The 23,095-nt window shown below is 44.7% G+C and carries 26 protein-coding genes; 8 read left to right on the top strand and 18 right to left on the bottom strand.

The window, feature by feature from the left end:
* Nucleotides 1-2: 2 nt before the first annotated feature.
* Together LHF31_RS09800 and LHF31_RS09795 are read right to left on the bottom strand one after the other, a co-directional pair.
* Nucleotides 3-899, bottom strand: a complete 897-nt coding sequence (locus LHF31_RS09800; protein ID WP_298003706.1) for a fructosamine kinase family protein — start codon at nucleotides 897-899, stop codon at nucleotides 3-5.
* Nucleotides 896-1,372 carry a low molecular weight protein-tyrosine-phosphatase gene (locus LHF31_RS09795; RefSeq protein WP_298003709.1) on the bottom strand — a complete coding sequence of 159 codons (477 nt, stop codon included), beginning with the start codon at nucleotides 1,370-1,372 and terminating at the stop codon, nucleotides 896-898. Before LHF31_RS09795 ends, LHF31_RS09800 begins: the two co-directional genes overlap by 4 nt.
* A 51-nt stretch (nucleotides 1,373-1,423) precedes the next feature.
* Here LHF31_RS09795 and LHF31_RS09790 point away from each other — a divergent pair, with 51 nt between their 5' ends.
* Nucleotides 1,424-1,831: a hypothetical protein gene (locus LHF31_RS09790; RefSeq protein ID WP_298003711.1), complete on the top strand. Its 408-nt coding sequence runs from the start codon at nucleotides 1,424-1,426 to the stop codon at nucleotides 1,829-1,831.
* Here the strand turns inward: LHF31_RS09790 and LHF31_RS09785 are convergent.
* Nucleotides 1,810-3,159 (bottom strand): MFS transporter, encoded by a 1,350-nt coding sequence (locus LHF31_RS09785; RefSeq protein ID WP_303774170.1) that lies wholly within the window; start codon nucleotides 3,157-3,159, stop codon nucleotides 1,810-1,812. The two genes, LHF31_RS09790 and LHF31_RS09785, sit on opposite strands and share 22 nt — an antisense overlap.
* A 749-nt stretch (nucleotides 3,160-3,908) precedes the next feature.
* On the opposite strand from LHF31_RS09785, the gene LHF31_RS09780 reads away from it, so the two are divergent.
* The gene (locus tag LHF31_RS09780) at nucleotides 3,909-4,496 is read left to right on the top strand and encodes a dual specificity protein phosphatase family protein (protein ID WP_298010630.1); all 588 of its coding nucleotides are present in this window, start codon (nucleotides 3,909-3,911) and stop codon (nucleotides 4,494-4,496) included.
* Here the strand turns inward: LHF31_RS09780 and LHF31_RS09775 are convergent.
* Nucleotides 4,493-5,515, bottom strand: a complete 1,023-nt coding sequence (locus tag LHF31_RS09775) for an XdhC family aldehyde oxidoreductase maturation factor (protein WP_303774169.1) — start codon at nucleotides 5,513-5,515, stop codon at nucleotides 4,493-4,495. The two genes, LHF31_RS09780 and LHF31_RS09775, sit on opposite strands and share 4 nt — an antisense overlap.
* A gap of 83 nt (nucleotides 5,516-5,598) precedes the next feature.
* Here LHF31_RS09775 and tatC point away from each other — a divergent pair, with 83 nt between their 5' ends.
* On the top strand, nucleotides 5,599-6,294 hold the full coding sequence (gene tatC, locus LHF31_RS09770; protein ID WP_298010624.1) for a twin-arginine translocase subunit TatC: 696 nt from the start codon (nucleotides 5,599-5,601) through the stop codon (nucleotides 6,292-6,294).
* Here tatC and LHF31_RS09765 read toward each other — a convergent pair whose 3' ends face one another.
* The 3 genes from LHF31_RS09765 to LHF31_RS09755 form a co-directional block, all read right to left on the bottom strand.
* Entirely contained in the window at nucleotides 6,295-6,783 is a 489-nt protein-coding gene (locus LHF31_RS09765; protein WP_298010622.1) for a hypothetical protein, read from the bottom strand.
* 137 nt (nucleotides 6,784-6,920) lie between these two features.
* A complete protein-coding gene (locus LHF31_RS09760) occupies nucleotides 6,921-8,309 on the bottom strand; it encodes a hypothetical protein (RefSeq protein WP_303774168.1) in 1,389 nt (462 codons plus the stop codon).
* Nucleotides 8,310-8,344: 35 nt separating this feature from the next.
* Nucleotides 8,345-9,547, bottom strand: coding sequence for an NBR1-Ig-like domain-containing protein (locus LHF31_RS09755; RefSeq protein ID WP_298010616.1), 1,203 nt, complete (start codon nucleotides 9,545-9,547; stop codon nucleotides 8,345-8,347).
* Between the two features lie 79 nt (nucleotides 9,548-9,626).
* On the opposite strand from LHF31_RS09755, the gene LHF31_RS09750 reads away from it, so the two are divergent.
* The gene (locus LHF31_RS09750) at nucleotides 9,627-10,712 is read left to right on the top strand and encodes a hypothetical protein (RefSeq protein WP_303774167.1); all 1,086 of its coding nucleotides are present in this window, start codon (nucleotides 9,627-9,629) and stop codon (nucleotides 10,710-10,712) included.
* 44 nt (nucleotides 10,713-10,756) lie between these two features.
* Here LHF31_RS09750 and trxA read toward each other — a convergent pair whose 3' ends face one another.
* The 7 genes from trxA to LHF31_RS09715 all read right to left on the bottom strand — a co-directional run bounded on the left by trxA (nucleotide 10,757) and on the right by LHF31_RS09715 (nucleotide 16,912).
* Complete coding sequence (trxA, locus tag LHF31_RS09745) at nucleotides 10,757-11,110, bottom strand: thioredoxin (RefSeq protein WP_298010612.1); 354 nt, start codon at nucleotides 11,108-11,110, stop codon at nucleotides 10,757-10,759.
* A gap of 70 nt (nucleotides 11,111-11,180) precedes the next feature.
* The gene (locus tag LHF31_RS09740) at nucleotides 11,181-11,915 is read right to left on the bottom strand and encodes a response regulator transcription factor (protein ID WP_298010610.1); all 735 of its coding nucleotides are present in this window, start codon (nucleotides 11,913-11,915) and stop codon (nucleotides 11,181-11,183) included.
* Between the two features lie 11 nt (nucleotides 11,916-11,926).
* Nucleotides 11,927-12,166, bottom strand: a complete 240-nt coding sequence (locus tag LHF31_RS09735; RefSeq protein ID WP_298010607.1) for a hypothetical protein — start codon at nucleotides 12,164-12,166, stop codon at nucleotides 11,927-11,929.
* Nucleotides 12,167-12,175: 9 nt separating this feature from the next.
* Complete coding sequence (locus LHF31_RS09730; RefSeq protein ID WP_298010604.1) at nucleotides 12,176-12,697, bottom strand: FHA domain-containing protein; 522 nt, start codon at nucleotides 12,695-12,697, stop codon at nucleotides 12,176-12,178.
* Between the two features lie 3 nt (nucleotides 12,698-12,700).
* Nucleotides 12,701-14,161, bottom strand: coding sequence for a DnaJ domain-containing protein (locus tag LHF31_RS09725; protein ID WP_298010601.1), 1,461 nt, complete (start codon nucleotides 14,159-14,161; stop codon nucleotides 12,701-12,703).
* Nucleotides 14,162-14,173: 12 nt separating this feature from the next.
* The gene (locus LHF31_RS09720; protein ID WP_298010598.1) at nucleotides 14,174-15,082 is read right to left on the bottom strand and encodes a PP2C family serine/threonine-protein phosphatase; all 909 of its coding nucleotides are present in this window, start codon (nucleotides 15,080-15,082) and stop codon (nucleotides 14,174-14,176) included.
* A gap of 21 nt (nucleotides 15,083-15,103) precedes the next feature.
* Nucleotides 15,104-16,912 (bottom strand): PQQ-binding-like beta-propeller repeat protein, encoded by a 1,809-nt coding sequence (locus LHF31_RS09715; RefSeq protein WP_298010596.1) that lies wholly within the window; start codon nucleotides 16,910-16,912, stop codon nucleotides 15,104-15,106.
* 230 nt (nucleotides 16,913-17,142) lie between these two features.
* Here LHF31_RS09715 and purB point away from each other — a divergent pair, with 230 nt between their 5' ends.
* A complete protein-coding gene (gene purB, locus LHF31_RS09710) occupies nucleotides 17,143-18,555 on the top strand; it encodes an adenylosuccinate lyase (RefSeq protein WP_298010594.1) in 1,413 nt (470 codons plus the stop codon).
* Here purB and LHF31_RS09705 read toward each other — a convergent pair.
* The 3 genes from LHF31_RS09705 to cax are packed head-to-tail and all read right to left on the bottom strand — an operon-like array spanning nucleotide 18,528 to nucleotide 20,477.
* Nucleotides 18,528-18,899, bottom strand: a complete 372-nt coding sequence (locus LHF31_RS09705; RefSeq protein WP_298010592.1) for a DUF971 domain-containing protein — start codon at nucleotides 18,897-18,899, stop codon at nucleotides 18,528-18,530. The genes purB and LHF31_RS09705 overlap by 28 nt on opposite strands.
* The gene (locus tag LHF31_RS09700) at nucleotides 18,896-19,393 is read right to left on the bottom strand and encodes an SH3 domain-containing protein (RefSeq protein ID WP_298010590.1); all 498 of its coding nucleotides are present in this window, start codon (nucleotides 19,391-19,393) and stop codon (nucleotides 18,896-18,898) included. The genes LHF31_RS09705 and LHF31_RS09700 overlap by 4 nt, the downstream gene beginning before the upstream one ends.
* A gap of 4 nt (nucleotides 19,394-19,397) precedes the next feature.
* Nucleotides 19,398-20,477, bottom strand: a complete 1,080-nt coding sequence (gene cax / locus LHF31_RS09695) for a calcium/proton exchanger (RefSeq protein WP_298010589.1) — start codon at nucleotides 20,475-20,477, stop codon at nucleotides 19,398-19,400.
* 115 nt (nucleotides 20,478-20,592) lie between these two features.
* Between cax and LHF31_RS09690 the strand changes: the two genes are divergently transcribed.
* Both LHF31_RS09690 and rpe read left to right on the top strand, forming a co-directional pair.
* Nucleotides 20,593-21,693: a protein kinase gene (locus LHF31_RS09690; RefSeq protein WP_298010587.1), complete on the top strand. Its 1,101-nt coding sequence runs from the start codon at nucleotides 20,593-20,595 to the stop codon at nucleotides 21,691-21,693.
* The gene (gene rpe / locus LHF31_RS09685; RefSeq protein ID WP_298010586.1) at nucleotides 21,690-22,352 is read left to right on the top strand and encodes a ribulose-phosphate 3-epimerase; all 663 of its coding nucleotides are present in this window, start codon (nucleotides 21,690-21,692) and stop codon (nucleotides 22,350-22,352) included. The genes LHF31_RS09690 and rpe overlap by 4 nt, the downstream gene beginning before the upstream one ends.
* A gap of 59 nt (nucleotides 22,353-22,411) precedes the next feature.
* Here rpe and rpmB read toward each other — a convergent pair whose 3' ends face one another.
* Complete coding sequence (gene rpmB / locus LHF31_RS14675) at nucleotides 22,412-22,594, bottom strand: 50S ribosomal protein L28 (RefSeq protein ID WP_013559933.1); 183 nt, start codon at nucleotides 22,592-22,594, stop codon at nucleotides 22,412-22,414.
* Between the two features lie 122 nt (nucleotides 22,595-22,716).
* On the opposite strand from rpmB, the gene LHF31_RS09680 reads away from it, so the two are divergent.
* Nucleotides 22,717-23,070, top strand: coding sequence for an Asp23/Gls24 family envelope stress response protein (locus LHF31_RS09680; protein WP_298010584.1), 354 nt, complete (start codon nucleotides 22,717-22,719; stop codon nucleotides 23,068-23,070).
* Nucleotides 23,071-23,095 lie beyond the last annotated feature (25 nt).

The following is a 23,095-nucleotide window of genomic DNA, read 5'->3' as shown; positions in this document are numbered from 1 at the left end:
TCCTAACCTACATATTTCATTAAGACCCGGTCAACCGCAGGGCCATAACTTTCGCCAAAAATATTCAGATGATTCAACAAATGGTAAAGGTTGTAGAGGTCTCTCCGCTCTCTGTATTCTGGATCCAGGGGATAAACACTCTGATATGCCTGGTAGAAAACTGGCGGAAAACCATGAAACAACTCTGTAAAAGCCAGGTCTGCTTCTCTATCTCCATAGTACACCGCGGGATCGATGAGAACCGGGACGCCCTTCCGATCAAAAAGCACATTTCCTATCCATAAATCTCCATGAAGCAAACTGGCGGGCGGATCAGCAGGAAGCCATTTGTCAAGGTGGTCAATCAGTTTTTGCAGACGCTTTCGTCTGGTTTCAGTTAGCAAATGGTTTTTAGCGGCTAACTCATACTGGCGGTTTAACCGCCTGGAACGGAAAAATTCCACCCAGTTCATGTGAGGACAATTTTGTTGTGGAGTACTGCCAATAAAATTATCTATTTCCAATCCAAAAGGTTTCGCTTCAGTTTTTAAATGGTGAGAAGCAAGTTGCTCACCAAAGGTTTGGAATGCACTCATAGCAGGTGAGGGGGATACGAAAATCCACTCCAACAAAAGAAATCCACAACCACCTGACTTTTCAGGTTTTCCCAAAGCAATCACTTCAGGGGTTTTGATTGCACCTTTTTGAGACAAACGGGTAAGTCCATCGGCTTCGGATGAGAAAGCGCTGGCTAAAGAACTGCAATTCCATTTCAGAAAGAATTCCTGGTTTTCAATGACAATGTGCATTCCACGATGAATACATCCTCCCGAAACGGATGTGGACCGAATGGGAGTATCCGGGGGATATCCGAGGTGCTTAAGCAAACTTTCCTGTACAACTCGTGGAATTTCGCTCATGTTGAAGAAATTTTTTGCTGAAAAAACCTCAGCAAGTTCTGACAGGAAGCATAGATGAGTTCATATACCTCGTCAAAATCTCCTGTATAGTATGGATCGGGTACATCCCGGGGACTTCCCGAAGGAGCAAAATCTGTCAGGCGCTGAACTTTCTCGTAGCCTTTTAATGCCCGAACATTGTCACTATCCATGACGAATATATAATCGTAATATTCCAGATCCCGTGGAGAGATTTTGACTGCCCTTTTGGTTGGGCTAATCGGAATCCCGTGTTTTTTCAACACTGACAATGTCCCCGGATGAGGCGGCTCGCCAACTTCCCAGGAGGTTGTAGCGGCTGAGGCTACCTCAAACTGACTTTCCAGACCCGAGTGCTTGACCAGATGTTGAAAAATGGCTTCTGCCATTGGCGAACGACAAATGTTTCCCGTGCAAACAAAGAGGATTTTATGACGATGATTTTGATGTTCCATGAGGTTAATTTTAATGGCAAAATCAACTTTGCTGGGAATGCAGGAGAGTGAATGAAAAAAGCTACAGCACGTTTCTTAATCAGCGTGGTATTCCTCTGGAATGTCCAGGCAGCAGTTTTATTTCTTATATTTCCTCAGGATTACCTCTCTTCTTTTATGCTAACCGGAGAAGTGGGAGAAAAAGTCATTCAATCTCTGGGCATCCTCTTCATCATGTGGAATGTCCCCTATTTTCTGGCAATGCTGAAGCCAGAGAAAGAACGTATGTTACTTTTTGCCTGTGTACTGATGCAAGCCATCGGGGTGATAGGGGAAACCACTCTTTTTCTGGACTTATCTCCTCAAATGCAAGCAGTAAAACAAACAGTCCTGCGATTTATTCTATTTGACAGCGCAGGACTGCTGCTTTTGATGATTGCCTGGTGGTTATCTCGTTGTCAATCTCCCGAAACTACCTGATGCTTCAGGAGCAGTTCTTCACGCCGCTGTTCCATCATTCGTCGAACTTTTTCTGCATCCCGTGGATATGTGAAATAGAAGATGGTGAAAAGTATTCCACAAATAACCCAGGGGAATGGGATGGTCCAGAGGAGAGCATTAGTTAATCCAATTTGATCTGCCAGAGAACCGGCAATGTAACTGGCAAACGCGGATAAACCACCTTCGATCAAGTTCACAATGGAATATGCGCTGGAGCGCATCTCAGGAGGGACCACTGCCTGCATCATGGGTTCCTTTGCGCCTCTTCCGGGCCAGCCAATCAGGAGAGCAGTAAAGGACGCAAACGCGAATAACTGAAGAAAATTCCAGTTTTTGGCTTGAGTAAGCAGAATGTACATCAACGGGACGCCAATAAACACGGAAAACTGTCCGATGATTGTACGACCGTATTTCGGGTTGATTTTTTCTGCAAAATCACCAATAAAACCGCCTAAAAGATTACTGATAGCAGCGCTAACCACCACACCTGCAAAGACTAACGGCGCACTTCCCTTAGGATCAGATAAAGAGATGTCGTTGGAATATCCCAGTTCACGCACCATCCAGTTGATGAAGTAAATCCCCATGACCACCCATGGCATTGATCCGGTAATTCCCTGCAAAATAGCCGCCCAGATGGTAGGAATACGCAGGGTGTTGAACATATCTTTCCAGTTAATCGAATATTGTTTTTCGTCTTCATGTGTGATCAGACCTGCCAGTTCAGGTTCTGCAGAACCGCGAGGTGGCTCTTCCACCAGCAACCAGATCAGGATCCCTGAAAGAATACTTGCCAGTCCTAAACCAATGAAACCCCACCTCCAGAGTTCAGGAGAAGCAACAAACCCCAATGCCAGCACTCCCAGCACGGTACCCATCAAACCCACCAGGCCGATCACACCTAAAGCGCGTCCCCGTTGATTCTGAGGGTAGTGATCACCTAACAAGGAGAAGGTTGCAGGCATCAGACAACCCAACCCCAGGCCTGAAATGGCTCTGATGATCAACATGCTGTAAAAATTGGGCACCAGCCCAACAAGAACTGTCCAGATTCCCCAGACGCCTGTTCCAAATATGAGAACCTTCTTGCGAGAGAATTTATCAGATACATACCCCCAGAAAGGCGCGCTCACCGTTTGCGCTATACTGCGCAGCGTTTCCATAATGCCAATTTGCTGGAAAGAAATACCCCAGATACTTTGAATGATCGGGGAAAGAACTCCCATAGATTGCCCTTCGCCTTGATCAACCAGGTAGCCTAAACCCAGGGCAAACAGGGTTCGTCCAGAATGTTTGTGTTTTCCCATAAAGTCTCCTCACAAAAAGAACTGAAAATAATTTTAGGGGGATTAAGTAATCTGTCCAGTGAATATTCTTCCTAAAATTTTGAAGAAAATAACATGGTTACAAGAGGGTAGGGGAGAACTGGAAATAATCTGTTTAATACGACCTTGCTCTTTTTCAGCGGTAAATCTAAAAAAGACTTTGGATCATTATTTTATAAGTTATCGTTATTTGACTGACCGTCAGGATAAGAGAGGGGGTAGGTTTTTCATTTGTCAAAATAATGTTTTCGATAAGTATTATTATCACAAACTATAAACAGGTCTCTAACAATCTCATAAAAACCATAAACAGAATGAAGAAGCGAGAAAGTCGATCATATGCGAAATCTTTCCGTTTATTAAAGGTCATTTATATTTATCATTTGCGTATCCGTGGATGATATTCTATAGAGTGGACAGAGTAACTATCTTCGCATTCAAATAAAAACTGGATTCTCTTTATTATTGTGTGTCCTGGGAAAAATGTCTTAACCACCGATTTGTTTGTGAGCATTCTCTGGAAGTTGTGTAAAAGCCAAAACTTTCTTATAGCCGATAATTCGTCTGACTACAGAATATCATCTACACGAAATTTTAGTGACATTACTTGTTTTTGGTTAGCCAAACCATTCTCATAAGATATAATTAATTCATGCATTTATTCCGTTCGGGCATATGCTCAAAAGATTTCCAGGGGTATCCCCCACCCTACTTGATATGAAACACCTTTTATGAATTGTCAGACAATTAATAAAGAAATGATTGGAAAAGCGCTACAAATCATTTACCGCAGAATAACTGAGCAAGGGGTAAGGGTAACTTTTTTATGGCTCTACGGGCGTGGATTACCTGCCCTGACGGGAGTACCCCTTTTACAATTTTCAAAAATTACCCCTAATCTTTACGTAGGACCTCAATATCGAAAACAGGGCTTGCGTCTTCTTCAAACCGAGGGAATTCATGCAGTTGTCAATATGCGGGAAGAAAAGGACGATCAAGCCCTTGGATTGGCTCCAGAAGAATACTGCTATTTACCCACACCTGATGATGAAGCCCCTTCTATAGAGCAATTAAGGCAGGGTGTTGAATTTATCCAGAGAATAATTCAAAAAGGCGGCAAAGTATATATCCACTGCGGTGCTGGTGTTGGCAGAGCCCCAACCATGGCAGCGGCGTACTTAATTCACCAGGGCATGCATGTAGAAGAAGCCATTGCTACAATTAGGGCAGTACGTCCATTTATTTTTATCACGCCCCCTCAATTGCAGCAATTGTATCGTTATTATGACCTCATTCAGTCAAACGGGCGTGTTTCTTAGCGGTTCCGCTGGTTTGCTCGAAATTGGATCAACTCTGCAAGAATTGAGATTCCAATTTCTTCGGGGGTCTCTGCCCCAATAGCCAATCCAATTGGAGCGTGTACCCGCTGGATTTTTTCTTCCGGGAAACCTTTTTCACGAAGCGTCTGAAAAATCAATTGATTTTTCCTGCGACTACCAATCATTCCAATATAACCAGCGTGAGTTTGTAAAGCCTGCTCCAGCACCTGATAATCTTGCAAATGTCCCCGTGTAACAATCACAATATAATCAGATGCTTTAAATGTCCTGTTTTGAAAAACATCGGTTATTGAAGGCAGAACAAGAATTTCATCCGCCTGGGGGAAGCGGTCAGGATTGGCAAACTCTTCCCGATCGTCAACAACTACAACACGGAATCCGACGGGTTTGGCAAATAAAGCCACAGACTGACCGACATGCCCGGCACCAAAAATATAAACCGTGAACCCCGGCTGGTGATATTCTGAAAAAACGTAGCCCCACTCCAACTGCATGAATGTTGTCCTGGCTTCTGCTCTCCAGACATCTTTTTCCGGAATCCATCCAATTTCCTCCCCTGTCGTAAGATTGATCCCCCCAAACAGACAATTTCCATTTTCCTGGAATCCAGTTATTTCCAGAAAAGTTTCCCCTTTCTCTTCCCAATTTTTGAGTTTTTGCTGGATTTCCATAAAATCTTTCGCCTGTGAAGGGATAAACGTCACCATTACAGTGACTTCTCCCCCACAGATCATATCCATTGACGCGGCATCTTTTCCGGTAAATTGGTAGGCATGGAGAGCACCTCTTCTTTCTTTCAACGCGATGAGACTTTGTTTAATCACATTGGCTTCCAGCATTCCCCCACCAATGGTTCCCATAATCTTGCCATCTGGGAAGACCAACATTTTCGTTCCAGTGGAACGTGGAGTTGATCCCTGATGGGCTACGATTGTGGCAATCACAAATTCGGCATTTATTTCTGCAAGTTTTGTGAGAACATCTCTTGTAATTTCCATGTCCACCTTCCCGGTATTTCCTTCACCAAAGCCCTCATCTTGGGATAAAATACAACCACTTTGAGTAGAGAGGATGGGCGTATATGACCGTTGGCAAAGAAATGGATATCTGGGAACATGTAAACGAACTCCGTAGTCGATTGCTCAAAGCCCTTTTTTCCCTGATCGTCACTACGTTTCTGAGTTTCATGTTTTCCCAATACGCCATTGAGATTCTCGCACGTCCAATTGGTGGCATTAAAAACGTTGTATCTATCGAAGTGACCGAGAATGTCGGTGTCTTCATGCGGGTTTCTTTGCTCAGCGGTTTCATTCTGGCACTTCCTTATATCTTATACCAGATTTTTGCTTTTATTGTTCCGGGTTTATTGCCCCGTGAGAAACGCATCCTGTTCACTGTTATTCCGGTTGCTTCGTTTTTGTTTCTCTCCGGAGTAGCATTTGCTTACTTCGTAATGCTTCCTGCTGCAATTCCATTTTTAGTTTCTTTTTTAGGGGTACAGTCATTTATTCGGCTATCAAACTACATTAACTTTGTAACGAATTTAATGTTCTGGATTGGGGTGAGTTTTGAAACGCCTCTGATCGTATTTGTACTGGCAAAATTCAAAATCGTAAATTCAAAAATGTTATTAGCGCAGTGGCGTTATGCAGTGGTAATCATTGCCGTCATTGCTGCAATGATTACCCCAACCGTTGACCCGGTTAATATGGGGTTGTTGATGGCTCCCCTTTTTGCTTTATATTTATTGAGTGTGCTCTTTGCCAAGTTTGCTTGATTACTCTTCTTCCTCATCATCGTCCGTTTGATTGTACTTATCATAGGTCTGGACTGCAGGAATAGAGGAAGTAGCAGAGCCATCTTTACGAATATTTTGCGGAGTACTCGATGGTTCCAGTGGCACTGATTTTGCCGGGGGATTTAAGTCAAGGTTTACTTCTACTTTTCCGGTTTCTCTGATGGTTTCATTTATCTCGCGGTTAGTTTCGTTAACTGTTTTTTCCAGTTCTTTGGCGGTTAATTCAGTTGATTTCCGTATCTCTTCCAGATCTTCTTCCAGTCCAGTTTCCCGAACAATTTTGGTAGGCAACTCTCGAATTTCTTGAGAATACCCCATGATGTCTCGCCAAATGGGCGATTGGATGACTTTGCGAATCCATGTGCCAATTTGCCTTGCTGTTTTGATCATCCCTTCAGGACCAAGTAATATAAACATGATCAAGAAGATAATGATCAGTTCTAATGGACCAATGTTTAAAATTTGCATAGGACAAAACGGTATCCCTTTAGTCGCTTCAGAATACGCTGACTGATTATAACCCAATCACCCAAAAAAGAAAAAACCTCTCTTTTGTATCTGTAAGAGAGGTTTAGTATATTACTTAATCAGAATCACCCCACGATTTATTGCTGGATAATATCAAACGGCATTTGCATCAGTTCAAAGAGGGCAATCAAATCCTCCATGATGCTTCCATAAACCATAACCCAGTTCCTTCCACTCCCCTTCGCAGAAACCACTTCCAGATAATGGTCAATAGTGCAGTCAGGACGGATTACTGCCTGTGGTAGTCCCTCTACCCATAACTCACTTTCCAAACACATTCCAGACGTGATTAAGGCTTTCCACCCCTCAGGACGGTGCTCCATCTGAAGTAAGGTTACTCTTCCTGATCTTGCAATAAATTCTAACTGAACTCCCCCATCAGGATCAGCGCGGTTACAGTAATAATCTCCACAGACCAGAGAAAGTTTAGGAGCGCTGATGTTGGGGTATTGAAGTCCGGTATGTCCACCCACAAGGATGTTTCTGGCTTTATCCCAAAACCATGCTTTGAACAAAAAACCAACTTGCCCGGTCACAAGACGAAGCAATAAACTCGCCAGGATTGCACCAGGATCCAGTGTGGTTAAGTAAATGGTGTGAGGATTATCTCCCCATTCTGGTGGAAGCCCCGGGCAAATTTTCAATACCCGGCGAATTTCCGGTGAATGCGCTGGTAAGGCAAAAACATCCAGGTTCTTTTGCAAAGCCAGACGGTTTAATGCAACGGATAATTTGGCTCCATGTTGTAACGTAGGAATTGTCACCATGAAATCTGGGACATATTCTTTCAATTGCTGAATATACTCAGCAATGTCCTTACTCGAAACCTTTACCACTTCATCCTGGTATTCAGAAAGAGGGATCCGTTGCAGGTTGACTCCAAGAGATTGAATGGTTTGGAAAATTTCTTCAGTATGGATGCCAGCGTGTTCTAAGACAGCGATTTTTGCATGGCGTAACTGGCTTCTGACTCTTGCCGACTGTACAAAAGAGTCTAATTTTCGTAATAAATCTGTATCCTGAATTGCACCAAAGACGGGAAGATAAGGAACAAATCGCTTACGAAATTCATGAAATGCCACAAACATCGAAGCCGCTCCAGAAGCACGGAGGTATTCCTCGTAAGAGAGCGGTTTAGGCGCCCGTTTCCACGGAAGATAACACCATGCCACAAGCGGTTTATTACCTACAGCATCTACGAGTTCTTGCACATGCAGTTCTTCAACCTGTGTCTGGTATAGCAAGATGACAATGTCACTTTCTTCAGACTGGAATGAACTCACAAAACGGGCAAGATCTTGATTGGTAGACACAACCCAATAAGAACAGATGGAATACTTCTCTGAAAGTTTTTCAAGAATTGCACGCCGGTCAGTCTCTAATTCTTGACGAATGCTTTCAAAAGCGGGCTTATTCAGATGATCTGAATACAGGAATATGATGCTGACCTGGGGCTGAGGTTTCACGGTTCAATCCTCCACTTTCAATTTGGTCAAGAGCATTATCGAACGATTCGAGGGGCTAACCAAATCCCTCGATCTTGCTTCATTTCTCCATTGGCTAACACAGTGAGGATGAAACGCACAGTCTTTCCATTGAGCGGACTGAGATCCACCTCAACACTGTGAAAAGTTTCATCGTAAACCTCATTCCAGTAGGCAAGAGTTTGAATAGGGTCAGAGCCAATCTGGTAATCAAGTTGAAAACGCATATCACAGGATTTGTAGTTGTAACTGCAGCCAATGATGGCTTTGAATTTGTCCCCGGTTTGTACCTTATATCCCGGGAATTTTCCTCTCAGGGTGCCATCGGTGATTGCCTGAGGTTGTGTAATGAGAGCCGGTTCATCATCCACAACACCACTTTCCAGTTGAGGTTTTTGCTGAACTAACACAAAACCTTTTGCATCACCATCTGTTCCGGGACAAGGTAACGTGCCGGCGCCACTACTCCACTCTGCAGAACAAACCATTAAGACAAAGTCAAAGGGATAAGCGGAGGTACCGCTTTTTACCTCAATATCAACATAGAATGCTGAATTCCTGGAACCTAAACCAAATTCTGTTCCATCGGCAGCGCGGAGTTTCCAGTTACTGCGGTATTTCCCTTCAGTAGTAGGAGCCGTAAAGGTAATTGAAATGTCAATGGTTTCTCCTGGCACGACGTTTGCTGTAAGCGGAGTTGGAGAAGCCCCACCCATTCGATCTCCACCAGAAAACACCACAGAGTAATTCGTATTCCAGGTGCAAGTGCCATTATTTTTCAGCCGCCAAACTTTTGTAAAAGTTGCTCCGGGTGGAATGATTGTACCATCTGGAATGGTCACATCAGCAACAAAGCCAGCACGGTTGCATGGAACAGGAGTTGCCGTAGGAATTGGAGTGAATGTAGGAAATGGCGTAAAAGAAGGCAAGGGTGTTTGGGTTGGTGGTAATGTTGACGTGGGCAATGGAGTGCTACTGGGTGGAACCGCTGTAAATGTCGGTGTAAACGTTGCACCCAATAGCGCCGCTTTGGTGGCTATATTTGCCATTTCCGTTTCCATTGCATAGGCCGTTGCAGTGGCTTGTGCGGCTTGCTGGATGATTAGAGCACTTTGAGTGGCAATTTGATTTTCATCTACTTGCGGAGTTGCCAGTAAATTACAACCCGAAAGTAAAAAGATAAAAATCAAAGGAAGTAATTTGTGGGTTTTGTGTTTCATCGTCAATCCTCCCGGTTTGAAGACACATCCAATACCTTGGCTTACGGAAATGCAGTGTTATACTTCTGGCTTAATTATTATGATCCATCTTGCTTACTTTATCACACCTCATGGCTTTGGACATGCCGCAAGGGCTACGGCTGTAATGCTGGCTTGCTTACAAAAACGACGTGATCTATGGTTTGAGGTATACACAACTGTTCCTCAATGGTTTTTCGATGACTCTCGACTAACTAATTATACAATTCATCCGCTGGCTTGCGACATTGGGTTGGTGCAAATCAATTCTTTGCAGGAAGATCTCCCTGCCACCCTCAGAGCGTTGGAAAGTTTTTACCCGATTTCTGAGCCTGTGGTAGTAAAGCTATCTGAAGAGGCAAAGGAAAAAGAAATCAAAGCAATACTTTGTGACATCTCCCCTTTAGGTATTTCGGTTGCTAAACGCATTCATGTACCTTCTGTGCTAATTGAAAATTTTACCTGGGATTGGATTTACGAAGGATATCTTTCGGAAGAACCGGGTTTTATACCCTTTATCGAATATTTGAAAGAATTGTACGCCCAGTGTTCCTTTCACGTCCAGGCAATACCCTTTTGTAAACCTGAACCATGTCATCTGATTGTTGATCCGATAAGCAGGCCTATTTACACCTCAAGAGAGGCGATACGTACTTCCCTTGAGATTCCTCAAAATGCCCCGGTTGTACTCATTACTATGGGGGGTATTGAAAGTAACCGGTTTCCCGTTGAAATGCTTCAGAAAATGCCAGATACCTATTTCATCGTTCCTGGGGGAGCAAGTTTTGCTTCAAAACAAAAAAACTTAATTTTGTTGCCTCACCGTTCCGGTTATTACCATACCGATCTAATGAATGCTTGCGATGCGGTAATCGGAAAACTTGGTTACAGCACACTGGCTGAAGCCTGCTGGACAGGCGTTCCTTACGGCTACATTCCTCGCCTTAAATTTCGGGAATCTCCCCCCCTGGCTCGTTTTGTTAGAGAAGAAATGGGAGGTATAGAAATTCCTGAAGACTTATTCTGGGAAGAATCCCTCCTGGAAAGTGTAAACCAGTTACTCCAATTACCCCGTAGAAAACAGAAAACCAATGGGGCTGATCAAATTGCTGGTTTTCTCATATCTTCTATACTCCAACAGCAATAAAAAAACTCCGCCTTGTCGGCGGAGCCTTCTTATAAAACCTCAAGTTAGTGGGTTTGAGTGGAATTAACCACCTCTAAGAACTGAGTCACAATATCCCTGAGGGCTCGTTCAGGCAACGCTCCCACCTGGCGATGGACAATCTTCCCATTTGAGAAAAACAACAAAGTTGGAATACCCTGAATCCCGTATTTCATTGCCCATTCTGGATTTTCATCCGTATTCACTTTTGCCACGATTACCTTTCCCGCGTACTCTTTGGCAATTTTTTCCAGCACAGGGGCGATCATTTTACAGGGACCACACCAGGGCGCCCAGAAATCTACAATTACAGGTAAGGAAGACTGCAGTACCGTTTTTTCAAAGGCGGCATCGGTTACATGAATAGGTTCATTGATCATAAAAAACACTCCACAGGTTCAATTTCTTACTGCAATATATCAGAAAAAGAATGGGACGTCCAGTGCTGACTTAACCTTGTGCGGCTTCGGTATTTTTACGGAAATCCACAAAGCGATACCCTACCCCTCTTTCGGTCAGAATGTATTTTGGATTAGAGGGGTCTTTCTCAATTTTTTGTCTCAGGTAGTTGATATATAGCCGCACATAATGTTCTTCATCGCGGTATTCATACCCCCAAACCTTGGTCAATAACTGTTCATAGGTCATCACCCAGCCGGCATTTTGCACCAGATGGTAAAGAAGGCGATATTCTGTTGGTCTGAGTTTCACCGTTTTTCCTTCAACCCATACTTCACGACGGCCGAAGTCTATTTTCAAACGATCATCCACCTCTATGATTTCATTTTTTGCTGTCAGGCTGGCCGCTTCTACTCTACGTAATACTGCTCTGACCCTGCTGACCAGTTCGCGTGGACTAAAAGGTTTGGTAACATAATCATCCGCTCCCAGTTCAAGTCCGCGGACACGATCATCTTCTTCTCCTTTTGCGGTCAGCATGATCACAGGGGTATTACTGCTTTCCCGAATCAGCCGGAGAACCTCAAAACCATCTAAATCAGGGAGCATGACATCCAGTAATACCAGATCGGGCATTTCGGTTCGAACTTTTTCTAATGCCTCATATCCACGGTATGCAGAAATGACCTGAAAGCCATCATGCTCCAGATTCAGGCGGATAAACCGCACCATTCTTTCTTCATCATCTACGACAAGAATGCTTCGATTTTTAAATTGGTCTGGCACAGATGCACCACCTATTCACGAATGAAAGTAATGATTTCTTCTTCTTCGCCTGTGGGTAGGACTTCAATGAAATTGATGCGAGAAATGGGCCATATCACCGTAGAAACATTCGGTTCCAGGTAATGAAGGTCTTTACCATCTCGTTTACGGGGGTTTTTAAGAATAATCAGATTATCAGTAGGAGAAGGGAGATGCTCCACCTCACCCGCTACAGGATCTTCGTTCATAATGTGGATTAATACCGTTGGCATAGCACACCTCTATTTTTTGATCAAAATTTGCAAAGCGAATTTCCCCAGAGATATCATATCCCCATGGTTTAGCGGATAATCCACATGAGGAACGATCTTTTGACCATTTACTCTGGTACCATTTGAAGATCCCAGATCGGTAATCACCACACGATGGCTTTGTATTTTCAAAGCAGCATGAAGACGCGATACTCCTTTCGAATAAGCGTCAAAAGGGGAAAGATCAATATCAGGAAGAATAGGTTGACCTTCTGATGTTCTCCCGAGGGTATATTCTGTTTGTCCAGACAACTCAATCACCTTCCCACTGTCAACAAAACTGAGAAAAACCTTGAATTCCGCTTCAGTATCTGGATGAATGCCCGGTTTGGGTGGCATTTGTGAAGGAGGAGTAACCACCAGAACATCGGAGGGATTTCGTTGAATATGCTGGGTTGTGGTCGTTTGAGAAACAACCAGTTGAGTACCACACTCACTGCAATAGAGAGAGCCTGGAAGTTCTTCGTGGTGGCAATTTGGACACTTGATCATAGACTAATGCTCCATCCCTGAAGGTAAAAGGAGTGCTCGCGTTCCATATTTGATTCTTTTATCCCCCTCGCGGCTAAAAGTTCGACTTTGTTGTAAGTGTTCCGCTTCTAAAAGGACAGCATGTGCCAGTTCGCGGTCTCCTTGAGAAAGCAATTGAGTTGCCAGGTAATGAAGTCTCCTTGTGGCTTTATCAATTTGTCCTTCCTCTACCTCTTTTTGAATTTTTTCCTGCATGCGATAAAGGGTTAATTTTCCCAGGGCTTCGATTAAAGCAGGAGGAGGTGATTCCGGGTCCGGATTTTCGCTCACCACACGCTTGATCTGAATGGGCAAACGAGCGCGTAGTGATTGGACGGATGGAAGTTCCATTTTAATTTTTCCGGTCATAACTGAGAGGGAGGAAGTTTCCGCAGTAATTGGGTGAATGACAAATTCAAAGAGTAAACTCATACTCTTATGATACATCAGCGAGCCTAACGGAAGGGGATTGGCGGCCGGTAAAGGAGTTGTCTCTGGATGGAGACGAAAAGCGTATTTCAGTTCCACCCCTTCTCCTAGCGTGAACTCCAGAGACAATCCCCGGGCATAGGTATCGCTCAACAACTGCAATTTTTGCTCAAAGAATTTATTGAGATCCTTGGGAGAAGTCACATAAATCGAATTGGCTCCACTGATGGTGGCTATTTTATCCAGCAAATCGTCATTCCACTCATGGCCTATTCCCATGGTGTTAATTTGAATGCCGTCCTGTGCGGCTTCTTCAGCCAGTTGAATGCAGGCTTCATCATCACCATAAGTGTGCCCATCCGTCAGCAAAATCAACTGGCGCATAAAACGAGGATCAATAGAGCGGAGCTGTTCAATACCCAGTTGCAAACCCTGATAAATTTCCGTTCCTCCCCCCACCTGTAACATGCTGATTCGGTGGTCATCTTTTGCAAGGTCGGTCACACGAGTGGGTGGAATGATGACTTCAGCCCTGTCGCTAAACGCTACAACAGAAATCAGATCCTGCTTACGGAATTGTTTAAGCAAATTAATGGCACTGGACTTTACCATGTCCATTCTTGCGCCTTGCATTGAAGTAGAACGATCCAGAACAAGGCAAATATGGAAGGGAGGCGCTTCTTTTACATCATATTCAGCAGTGCAGATTAAATCCACCAGCGCGTAAAACAATTGAGGTTCCTGGATTTTCGGAATGACCATACGACTGGTGCGGACGTTTAAGGTTACAGCCGGACCTTTTTTTATCTCCTCTGGCAACGAAGCATCGTACTTTGCTTTCCGAGAGGGATTCGAAAGCACTTCGTAGGCTTCCTGAATTTCTACAAACCGATCATGTGCCTTGGGATCATCCGTAACATCTGGATGATTCCTTTTGGCTAAATCAAAATAAGCCGCCCGGATTTCTTCCGGCGTTGCATCAATTGAGACCCCCAAAATAGAATAATAATCTCTCAAGGCTTTACTCCGCTAAGAGAGATACTGTGCAAGAATCACGCTTATGTTGTCTGGTCCTCCTGCAAGATTCGCCGATTCAACCAGGGTTTGACAGGCTTGAGAAGGACTTTTAGCAGTATTGACAATATGAGCAATGCTTTCTTCTGGCAAAACACCCCAGAGACCATCACTGCAAAGTAAAAGTGTCCCCGGATGAGGAAATTCACAGGTAATAATATCAGGGCGGAAGGGTTCGGTTTGACCTAATGCCCGATAAAGGATATTTCTTTGTGGATGGGTGGAGGCTTCTTTGTCAGTGATTTGCCCCAATTCTTTCAATCTGTGTACCAGAGAATGATCTTGAGTTTTTATCTGTACGCGCCCATCAGGGTAAATAAAGTACACCCGGCTATCACCCACATGGGCAATCGTAATTTGTTCTCCCAGAGCAAGTACGGCGGTCAAGGTAGTCCCTCCCCCGGGCGCGGCTTTTAATACCGCGCGATGTGCCTCACGGACGCCGCTTTCCATAATTTCCTGAATGCTTTCCCCCGCACCTTCCTGCTCAACCGATAGCATCCAGGACGAAATTTTATCCAAAACAAACTGCGCCATCGTTTTTGCAGCGGCGGCACTGGCAACCTCTCCGCTGGCATGCCCCCCCATTCCATCAGCCAATACAAAAATACCAAAAGGAAGATCCCTTACACCATCAGCAATGGTTGCAGACAGAGCAAATATGGTATCTTCGTTGACCTCACGTTGTCTGCCTACCGATAAGCCCATTCCAATCTGATATTGTGGAGGCGAAACGTGTACCGTTTCAGGTAATACAGATTGCAATTGCTCTTCGGATAATGGAGCCGTTTCGATCCCAATCACAGGCGTTGATGTCGCTGGTTGGGGTTTCTTGCCAATAAATTTCTTCAAAAATTCCAGCACAATTCCTCCCCGTTGGTCGCTTTATGGAATGAGCGCATATAGAATATGATCGGCAGAACCCACGTACAAGATATCATTATACACAATTGGCGCACTGGTGATTGCCCCTCCTGTGCTGAATTTCCAACGCAACCTTCCTGTGCGATACTCCAGACAATAAAGATTTCCATCTGCGGCACCGCAATAAATAGAGTCTCGATAAACTAATGGAGAACCGCTGACCTGATGATCGGTCTTAAATCGCCAGATCTCTTTTGACGTGCCACCATCTACGCAGTAAATAAATCCATCTGCGGAACCTACAATGATGTAACTTTCCACATTGCACGGGGAAGATACCGACCCTTTTCCCATGCGGAAACGCCAGATTGCCCACCCCGTGCGAGCATCAATCGAGTACAAAATCGAATCCAGAGATGTGAAGAAGAGCGAGCCTTTAACCACAAGCGGAGAAGAATAAATGGCCCGCTTGGCTTTAAAGCGCCACTTCACAGCGCCACGGAAATCCATGCAGAATAAATCTCCGGTTTCAGACCCGAAGAAAATCAAATCATTCGCAATAAACGGGGTAGAGCGTACTGGTCCACCGGTATCATATTTCCAGACCAACCTGCTGGAAGTAAGATTGATGGCATAAAGAAAACCATCATCAGAACCCACAAACGCATGTCCTTCTGCAACCTTCGGAGATCCTCGGACCGGTCCTTCTGTAGGATATGTCCAGGCGATTTTACCGCTTCTGGAGTTCAATGCATAAATCCGATGATCTTCTGAACCAAAAATAACCAACCCTTCCCCAAAAGCCGGGCGAGTAACAATTCCACCCTCAGTTGGAAATTTCCACACGAATTTTCCATCGGTAGCATTTACCGCATACAGGTTATTATCATACGAGCCCACATAGATAAGACCGTTTTCAAATGCCGGACCGCCCCGGATTTCATCCTCGCATTCAAATGTCCACAGAGGTTTGGTGTTTTCCTCGCTTGAGATCAGTAATGACTTTGTAGCAATACGCGAAAGCACACCCGTCTTTCGGGCAGCATTGAGCAGGGCTTCTTTCATCTCTTCAGCGCTCTGGAAACGATCCTGAGGGTTATATTGAACGGCTGTGTTGATAATGGCTTCCAGTTCCGGAGAGACAGAAGGATTGAATTTCCGCACAGGACGTTCGTTGAATGTGAATGGTGTTTCAATGCGCGGATCTCGTTTGGTGAGCAGGTGATGAAGCGTTGCTCCCAAAGCATAAATATCTGCCAGGGGTGTGGCTTCCCCACGATACTGTTCAGGTGGCGAATAACCCTCTGTACCGATCATGGTGCCTTTCTGACCTGCACGGAACATCTTCGCAATACCAAAGTCGATCAGTACAATATGCCCATCCTGGTTGACCATCACATTGGAGGGTTTCATATCCCGGAAGATGATCGGCTCTGGTTTGTGGTTGTGCAGGTAAGCCAGTACGTCACACAATTCAATCGCCCAGGCAACTACCTGATCTTCCGGCAAAGGTCCTGGGGACTCAGAAAGGATTTCTTCCAGGTCTTTCCCATTAATATATTCCAGAACAAGGTACGAACGTTCATCATGGGTAAAGTAATCAAAAATCCTTGGGATGGAAGGGTGATTCAGGGTAGCCAGAATATTTGCTTCTCGTTCAAAGTTTTGTACAATGGTCTGGCGGATCTGGCTATCCCTTGCCTGGTTAATCATCTCTTTGACCGCGACCAATTTCACTACATTTGGAAAGTGAAGGTCCCGAGCGCGATAAACTGACCCCATACCACCAATACCTACGACTTCCTGAATGAGGTATCGGTTGGCTAACATGCTTCCTGGTTGAAGCTGTTTATCCTGTCCTTCTGAACCTGGTGTAAAACTTTGTGTTATTCGATGGGTTTCCACAGAATCCCTCTCCCATTCTTTACCCAATTTAACGTTACAATAAATCCGAGAAATCGCCACCCTGATGCTCTGTGTTGTTAAGCAATTATATATTTTAGATTGTCAGAATGCTACCTTTTGACCTTTCAATTTCCTAACCATTGGATGGGTTTACGATGTTAACTAATTATACACTTTACCAATCCCCCTTCAGCTGGCGATACGCCAGCCCCGAAATGCGCGCTATTTGGAGTGAAGAACACAAAAGAATGCTCTGGCGAAAAATTTGGGTATGCCTTGCCAGAGTTCAAGCAGAGTGTGGATTATTTTCCCCGGAAATTCTTGCGGAATTGGAAGAAAAGCAAAATCAAATCAATATCGAACGTTCCCTGGAAATCGAGAGACAAATCCACCACGATCTGATGGCAGAACTTCAGTGTTTTGCCGAGCAATGTCCTAACGCAGGAGGATATCTCCATGTTGGTGCAACCTCAATGGATATTGAGGATAATGCCGAAGCCATTCGACTTAAAGAATCTTTCGATATTCTTATCAGGAAGGTTAATGAATTACTCGCCCTAAGTGCACAGAATATACGTCTTTATGCAGATACCCCAACCCTTGCCTTCACCCATTTACAACCAGCAGAACCCACTACACTGGGATATCGTCTGGCAGGTTTTGCCCAAGACCTGTTGTTTCACAGCCAGATTCTGAACAAACTCAAAAATGAGATTCGCGGAAAAGGATTTAAAGGTGCCGTTGGTTCTGCTTCTTCATACGTTGAACTTTTCGGGATAGACAAATTTGATCGTTTTGAACAGCGCATGAGTACCGAATTAGGGGTACCTTTCTTTTCAGTAACCACCCAGACCTACCCTCGAATCCAGGACTATCAGGTTCTCTCTTCTCTGGCTGGATTGGGATCTACGTTGTACAAATTTGCTTTTGATCTCCGAATTCTTCAATCTCCATTGTTTGGGGAATGGAGCGAACCATTCAGTGAAAAACAGGTTGGGTCTTCTGCCATGCCCTTCAAACGCAACCCCATCCAGGCTGAAAAAATTGATTCATTGGCTCGTTTACTGGCATCGCTGCCACAAGTTGCGTGGGAGAATGCCTCTCATTCACTACTGGAACGGACCTTGGATGATAGTGCCAATCGTCGCTCCATCCTTCCAGAAGCCTTTCTCATCACCGATGAGATTTTATTGACTTCTATAAGGATTCTCAAAGGGCTGAAAGTTAATTTCAATGTTATCCAGCGAAACCTTCAGACATTTGCTCCCTTTTCTGCAAGCGAGCAACTGCTGATGAAACTGGTCCAGAAAGGGGCAAACCGCCAGGAAATGCATGAAATTATCCGGGAACACTCCATGAAGGCGTGGTCTGCAGTGCTTTCGGGAGCCCCTAACCCTCTTTTCAATCTTTTTATTTCCGATGAAAGACTGATAAAATTCCTTAGCCCGGAAGAAATTCTGGCGTGTCAAAATATTGAGAGTTACACTGGCATTGCTCCAGTGCGAGCCAGACAACTGGCGGAAACGATTGAAAAATACCTTCAAGAAGAAGGCGTGTCTTCCCCGTGAATAATTCCCCGGCATTCAGAACATGGACATAAGGCACGCAAATAATGCCAGGTGTAAATCCCGTAATGATGACCATCCTGCCAGTGGATGGTTATTGCATATTGTCCGGTTGCTTCAATCTGATCAATCCTGGTAGCAGGGGAATCAGAAAGTTTTACTGCAAAAACCATAGGGTCTGGTTCGGAACGCATGTTCTCGTGACCTCCCCGACAGGTAGCACAGGGACATGCCGCGCGCAAGAGTGGAAGAGGGTATTGACTGAGATGCCCGTCTTGCCAGAGAATTTCAAGGAAATTTTCTTTCTTGTTAAGAGTAATTCTTTGGGGAAATTCTGTTTGATTCATTGGGAAGGTTTCTCCAATTCTACCGTCACCAGTTTTAGATAATCTGATGCCGCCCAACCACTTCGAGTTTGATCGTATGGGGCAACCAGATACCACCATGTAATACCGTCCGAAAATTTCGGACCGTCTTTCACCTCAAATACTTCAGATTCATAACCCAGGAAAAGGGGAGGAAACTCCTTGCCTGGTCCTGAGCGCAATCTTAACCCGTCTCCCCCGGTACCGGAGATTTGAACATATACCCCAATACTGATTCCATTGATCTCTACGCTGGCAATTTCTGGCGTCTCTGTAATTATAAATAGTGGAGTTGGAGTCACTGTTGGAGCAGGAATGACCGTCAATATGGCTTTCTGTGAAGTATTTTGATGTGATGCCCATCGTTGAGCAAGAAAACTTAACCCTGCAACCAGGAAAAGTGACAGGATTCCGGCAACACCAATTGCGCCAATGAGCATCCAGGGAGTAACAGAAAAACCTGAAAACCGTTTCATGGTGTTATGAAGGCAACAAGAAGAATCCAACACCCAAAATGAGATAAACGCCAATCAATGCCACGCCTTCCAGCCAGTTCGATTCTCCATCAGAAGACACGAGAGCGGCAACAACAACCGCTGCAATAAGAGCAATCAACTCAAACTGATTGAATATCAATGTGAGTGGATTTCCCATTAAGAGACTGACAAAAACCAGTACAGGTGCCACAAAAAGAGCGATTTGCAAACTGGAGGAGACTGCAATTTCCACACTCAACTCCATCTGATTTTTAAGGGCGACCTGAACGGCGACAAGGTGCTCCGCCACATTTCCAACTAACGGGATAAGAATAATTCCCAGGAAAAATTCTGAGACTCCTATATTGCTCACGACATGTTCAACGGCTCCTACCAGCATCTCGGAGAGCCAAACAACCCCGAGTGTAGAAATTGTCAGCAATACCAGTGCTTCGACTTTTGTGAAACCATGGTTTTGAGTATGAGTTTCGGTTGGCGGATATGAAATTGGGCTTTTTGCGGTTTTCAGAGTATAAACCAGTCCCAGAGCATACAGAATCATCAAAACAATGGCAACGCCTATACTCAATGCCTCTACCTGAATGCTGTCATCAGGACCAATCGAATGGCTGAACAAAGAAGGGATTGCCAACCCAATCACAACGATGATGAGAAGAATGGCATGGTTTGAGGCTTGGCGACGGTCAAAGGATTGTACTCCGTGTCTGAGTCCACCCAGAAAAATTGAAGCGCCCAGTACAAGGAGCAGGTTTCCCAGAATTGATCCTGTAATGGAGGCTTTGACCAGTTCAATAAGACCCGCCTGGATGGCTACCAGGGTAATAATCAATTCCGCTGCGTTGCCGAGTGTGGCGTTCAACAACCCACCAATTTTAGGACCGGTATAGACTGCCAGAGACTCAGTTGCTTCGCCAATCAAACCTGCCAGAGGCACTATCCCAATACAGGAGAGAATAAAAATCCAGAAATCTCCCCAATGAAATATTTCTGCAAACAACGCAAAAGGTAAAGCAACGATGAGCCAGTTAATTGGTTTTTGAAAAAGAACAAGGATTTTTCTCATACCATCGAGCCATCCCATGCAGTCATTTTGGTTATTATATCTGATTGCGCACCAATATTTTTGGAATGCCTTAACTAAAAAGTGGGAATCTTGATTGTGATATAATCACCTCTAAATGGGAACTGCAAACTCAACAACCACGCCAATGCTCCAAAACCGTTATGTGCTTGAAGAGACAATTGGCTCTGGCGGTATGGCTGTCGTCTATCGTGCCAGGGATCGCATGCTGGAACGAACGGTTGCCATCAAACTATTACGCCCAAAATATTCAGGAAATCAAGCCTTTCAAGAGCAATTCCGCAGAGAAGCCCGCGCTGCGGCAAACCTTTCACACCCAAACATCGTCACCATTTATGATATTGGTTACGATTCCGGGCGCCTGTTTATTGTAATGGAATACATTGAAGGGCAGAACCTTAAAGATCTGATTCGACAAAAAGGTGTCTTTGAACTCCATGAAGCATTGCCATTAATGATCCAGGCTGCCAAAGGTGTGGGGTATGCTCACCGTGCAAGAGTAGTTCACTGTGATGTAAAACCCCACAACATGCTTGTTACTAAAGATGGTCATCTGAAAGTGACAGACTTTGGTATTGCGCGTGCCATCGCCAGTATTCATCCAGATGAAACGGCGGATGAAATTTGGGGTTCTCCTCAATATTTCTCTCCAGAGCAGGCATCAGGGCAGCCCCCCATGCCATACAGTGATGTGTATTCGTTAGGGGTTGTTTTTTATGAAATGCTTACAGGGCAATTACCATACACCGGAAAAACCCCAGCCGATTTAGCCCGACAGCACCGTGATCCAAATATTCGTCCAATTCCACCAAGGCACCTGAATAGGGATATTCCTGAAAAATTGGAAGAAATTCTGCTCGTACTCCTGTCTAAAGACCCCCGGCAAAGGTTTAGGAATGCAGATATTCTTGCACGCATGCTTGAAGGGCTTGAATTTGCTGCCCCCCAAAACCGGGTTGTAAGCACAACCCCACGGAGCAATACTACCCCTCCACAGGCTTCTCCATCATCAGCCAGCATCCCTGCAGAATATACCCCACCAAAATCAAAACCTTCCCCATCTGAGGCTTTACGCTCCTCTTCATCCACCTTATTCACACCAGATATTATTGTGCTCGCCATTATTGCTCTCGTTCTTGGAGTTGGGTTGTTACCATTTTATTCATATATCCTTAATGTGCTTGGGTGGGTCAAGTGAACGTTTTCCGGTTGTGCGCTTCAGTACTTTCGGCAGATTTCCGCTATCTGGCGGATCAGATAAAACAACTTGAAGACGCGGGCGTCGATGAGATTCATGTAGATGTCATGGATGGTCATTTTGTCCCCAATCTGACCATGGGGCCATTTATTGTATCTACGTTGAAGAAGATTACCCACCTGCCCCTTGATGTTCATCTTATGGTTGAGAATCCGGACCGAATGATCCCCTGGTATGCAGAGGCTGGAGCGCATCGTCTTTCCGTCCAGATTGAAACCTGTCCTCACATTCACCGCACGATTCAAACCATTCATGCTTCAGGTTGTGAAGCAGGTGTCGTGTTGAACCCGGGAACGCCTGCATCCTGGCTGGAAGAAGTAGTCAGTCATGTCGATTTGATTCTGGTGATGACAGTAAATCCAGGCTTTTCTGGACAGACTTTTTTGCCAGAGGTACTTCCCAAAATCAGCAAAGTGCATTCGATGGTAGAACATGCCCGTAGCAAAGCCGCTATTCAGGTAGATGGTGGAATTGACCAGAACACTCTGCCGCTGGTGTATTCGGCGGGAGCGAGGGTCATTGTTTCGGCTACAGCCATTTTTAAGCACCCGAACGGCATTTCCGCTGGAGTAAAGGCATTACGGGAAAGTGTAAGTTAAACAAAAATCACGGCGCCATTGCCGCGATTTTTGCACAAACAAAGAAAAAGAAGGTAAAATCAGGCTGCTTTGACCATTGTACGGATGCATTTTGTGCACAGGACTTTATGGACCTTTCGACCATTTTCAATCACCAGAACTTTCTGCAAATTGGGACGAAAAGCCCGGTTAGTCGCACGCATCGAGAAGCTCCGACGATGTCCAAATACAGTTTTCTTGCCGCAATTTTCACATTTAGCCATAGTCAATTCCTTTCTTCCTTGCGCCAGGTTGCCTGGAGTGTTTCAAAACTCAACGAGCGAAAATTTTACCACACCTCGTATCGAAATACAAGAATCGGGTTATTAACTCAAAAGGGTCACATATGAAGGACAGTAATCCATTAGGAAATATTTATGTCAGTTATCGGGCAATTGCCACGGTCGCATACCAGGCTGCTTTGTCCTCTTACGGAGTGGTTGGATTTGCCGCAAAAAACCTTGCAGAAGGTCTGGCTCAAGTCTTGGTAAAAGACCCTACCCTTGGCGTTGACGTTCGTTATGTTAACAATTCTATTCAGATTGACCTTTATATCATTGTAGAATACGGAACTCGTATTAAAATGGTGGCTTCGAGTGTAGCGGATAATGTTCGCTATCAAGTTGAAAAAGCAATTGGTATTCCGGTGAGTCAAGTGAATGTACACGTCCGTGGTTTACGAGTAAGCAATCCGGATTGAGTTTCAGGCGAAGGGAAGATATTGA

Origin of the sequence: Anaerolinea thermophila, from assembly GCF_020723905.1 — a bacterium.
Lineage (GTDB): Bacteria > Chloroflexota > Anaerolineae > Anaerolineales > Anaerolineaceae > Anaerolinea > Anaerolinea thermophila_A.
This window is presented reverse-complemented; position numbering and strand designations above follow the sequence as displayed.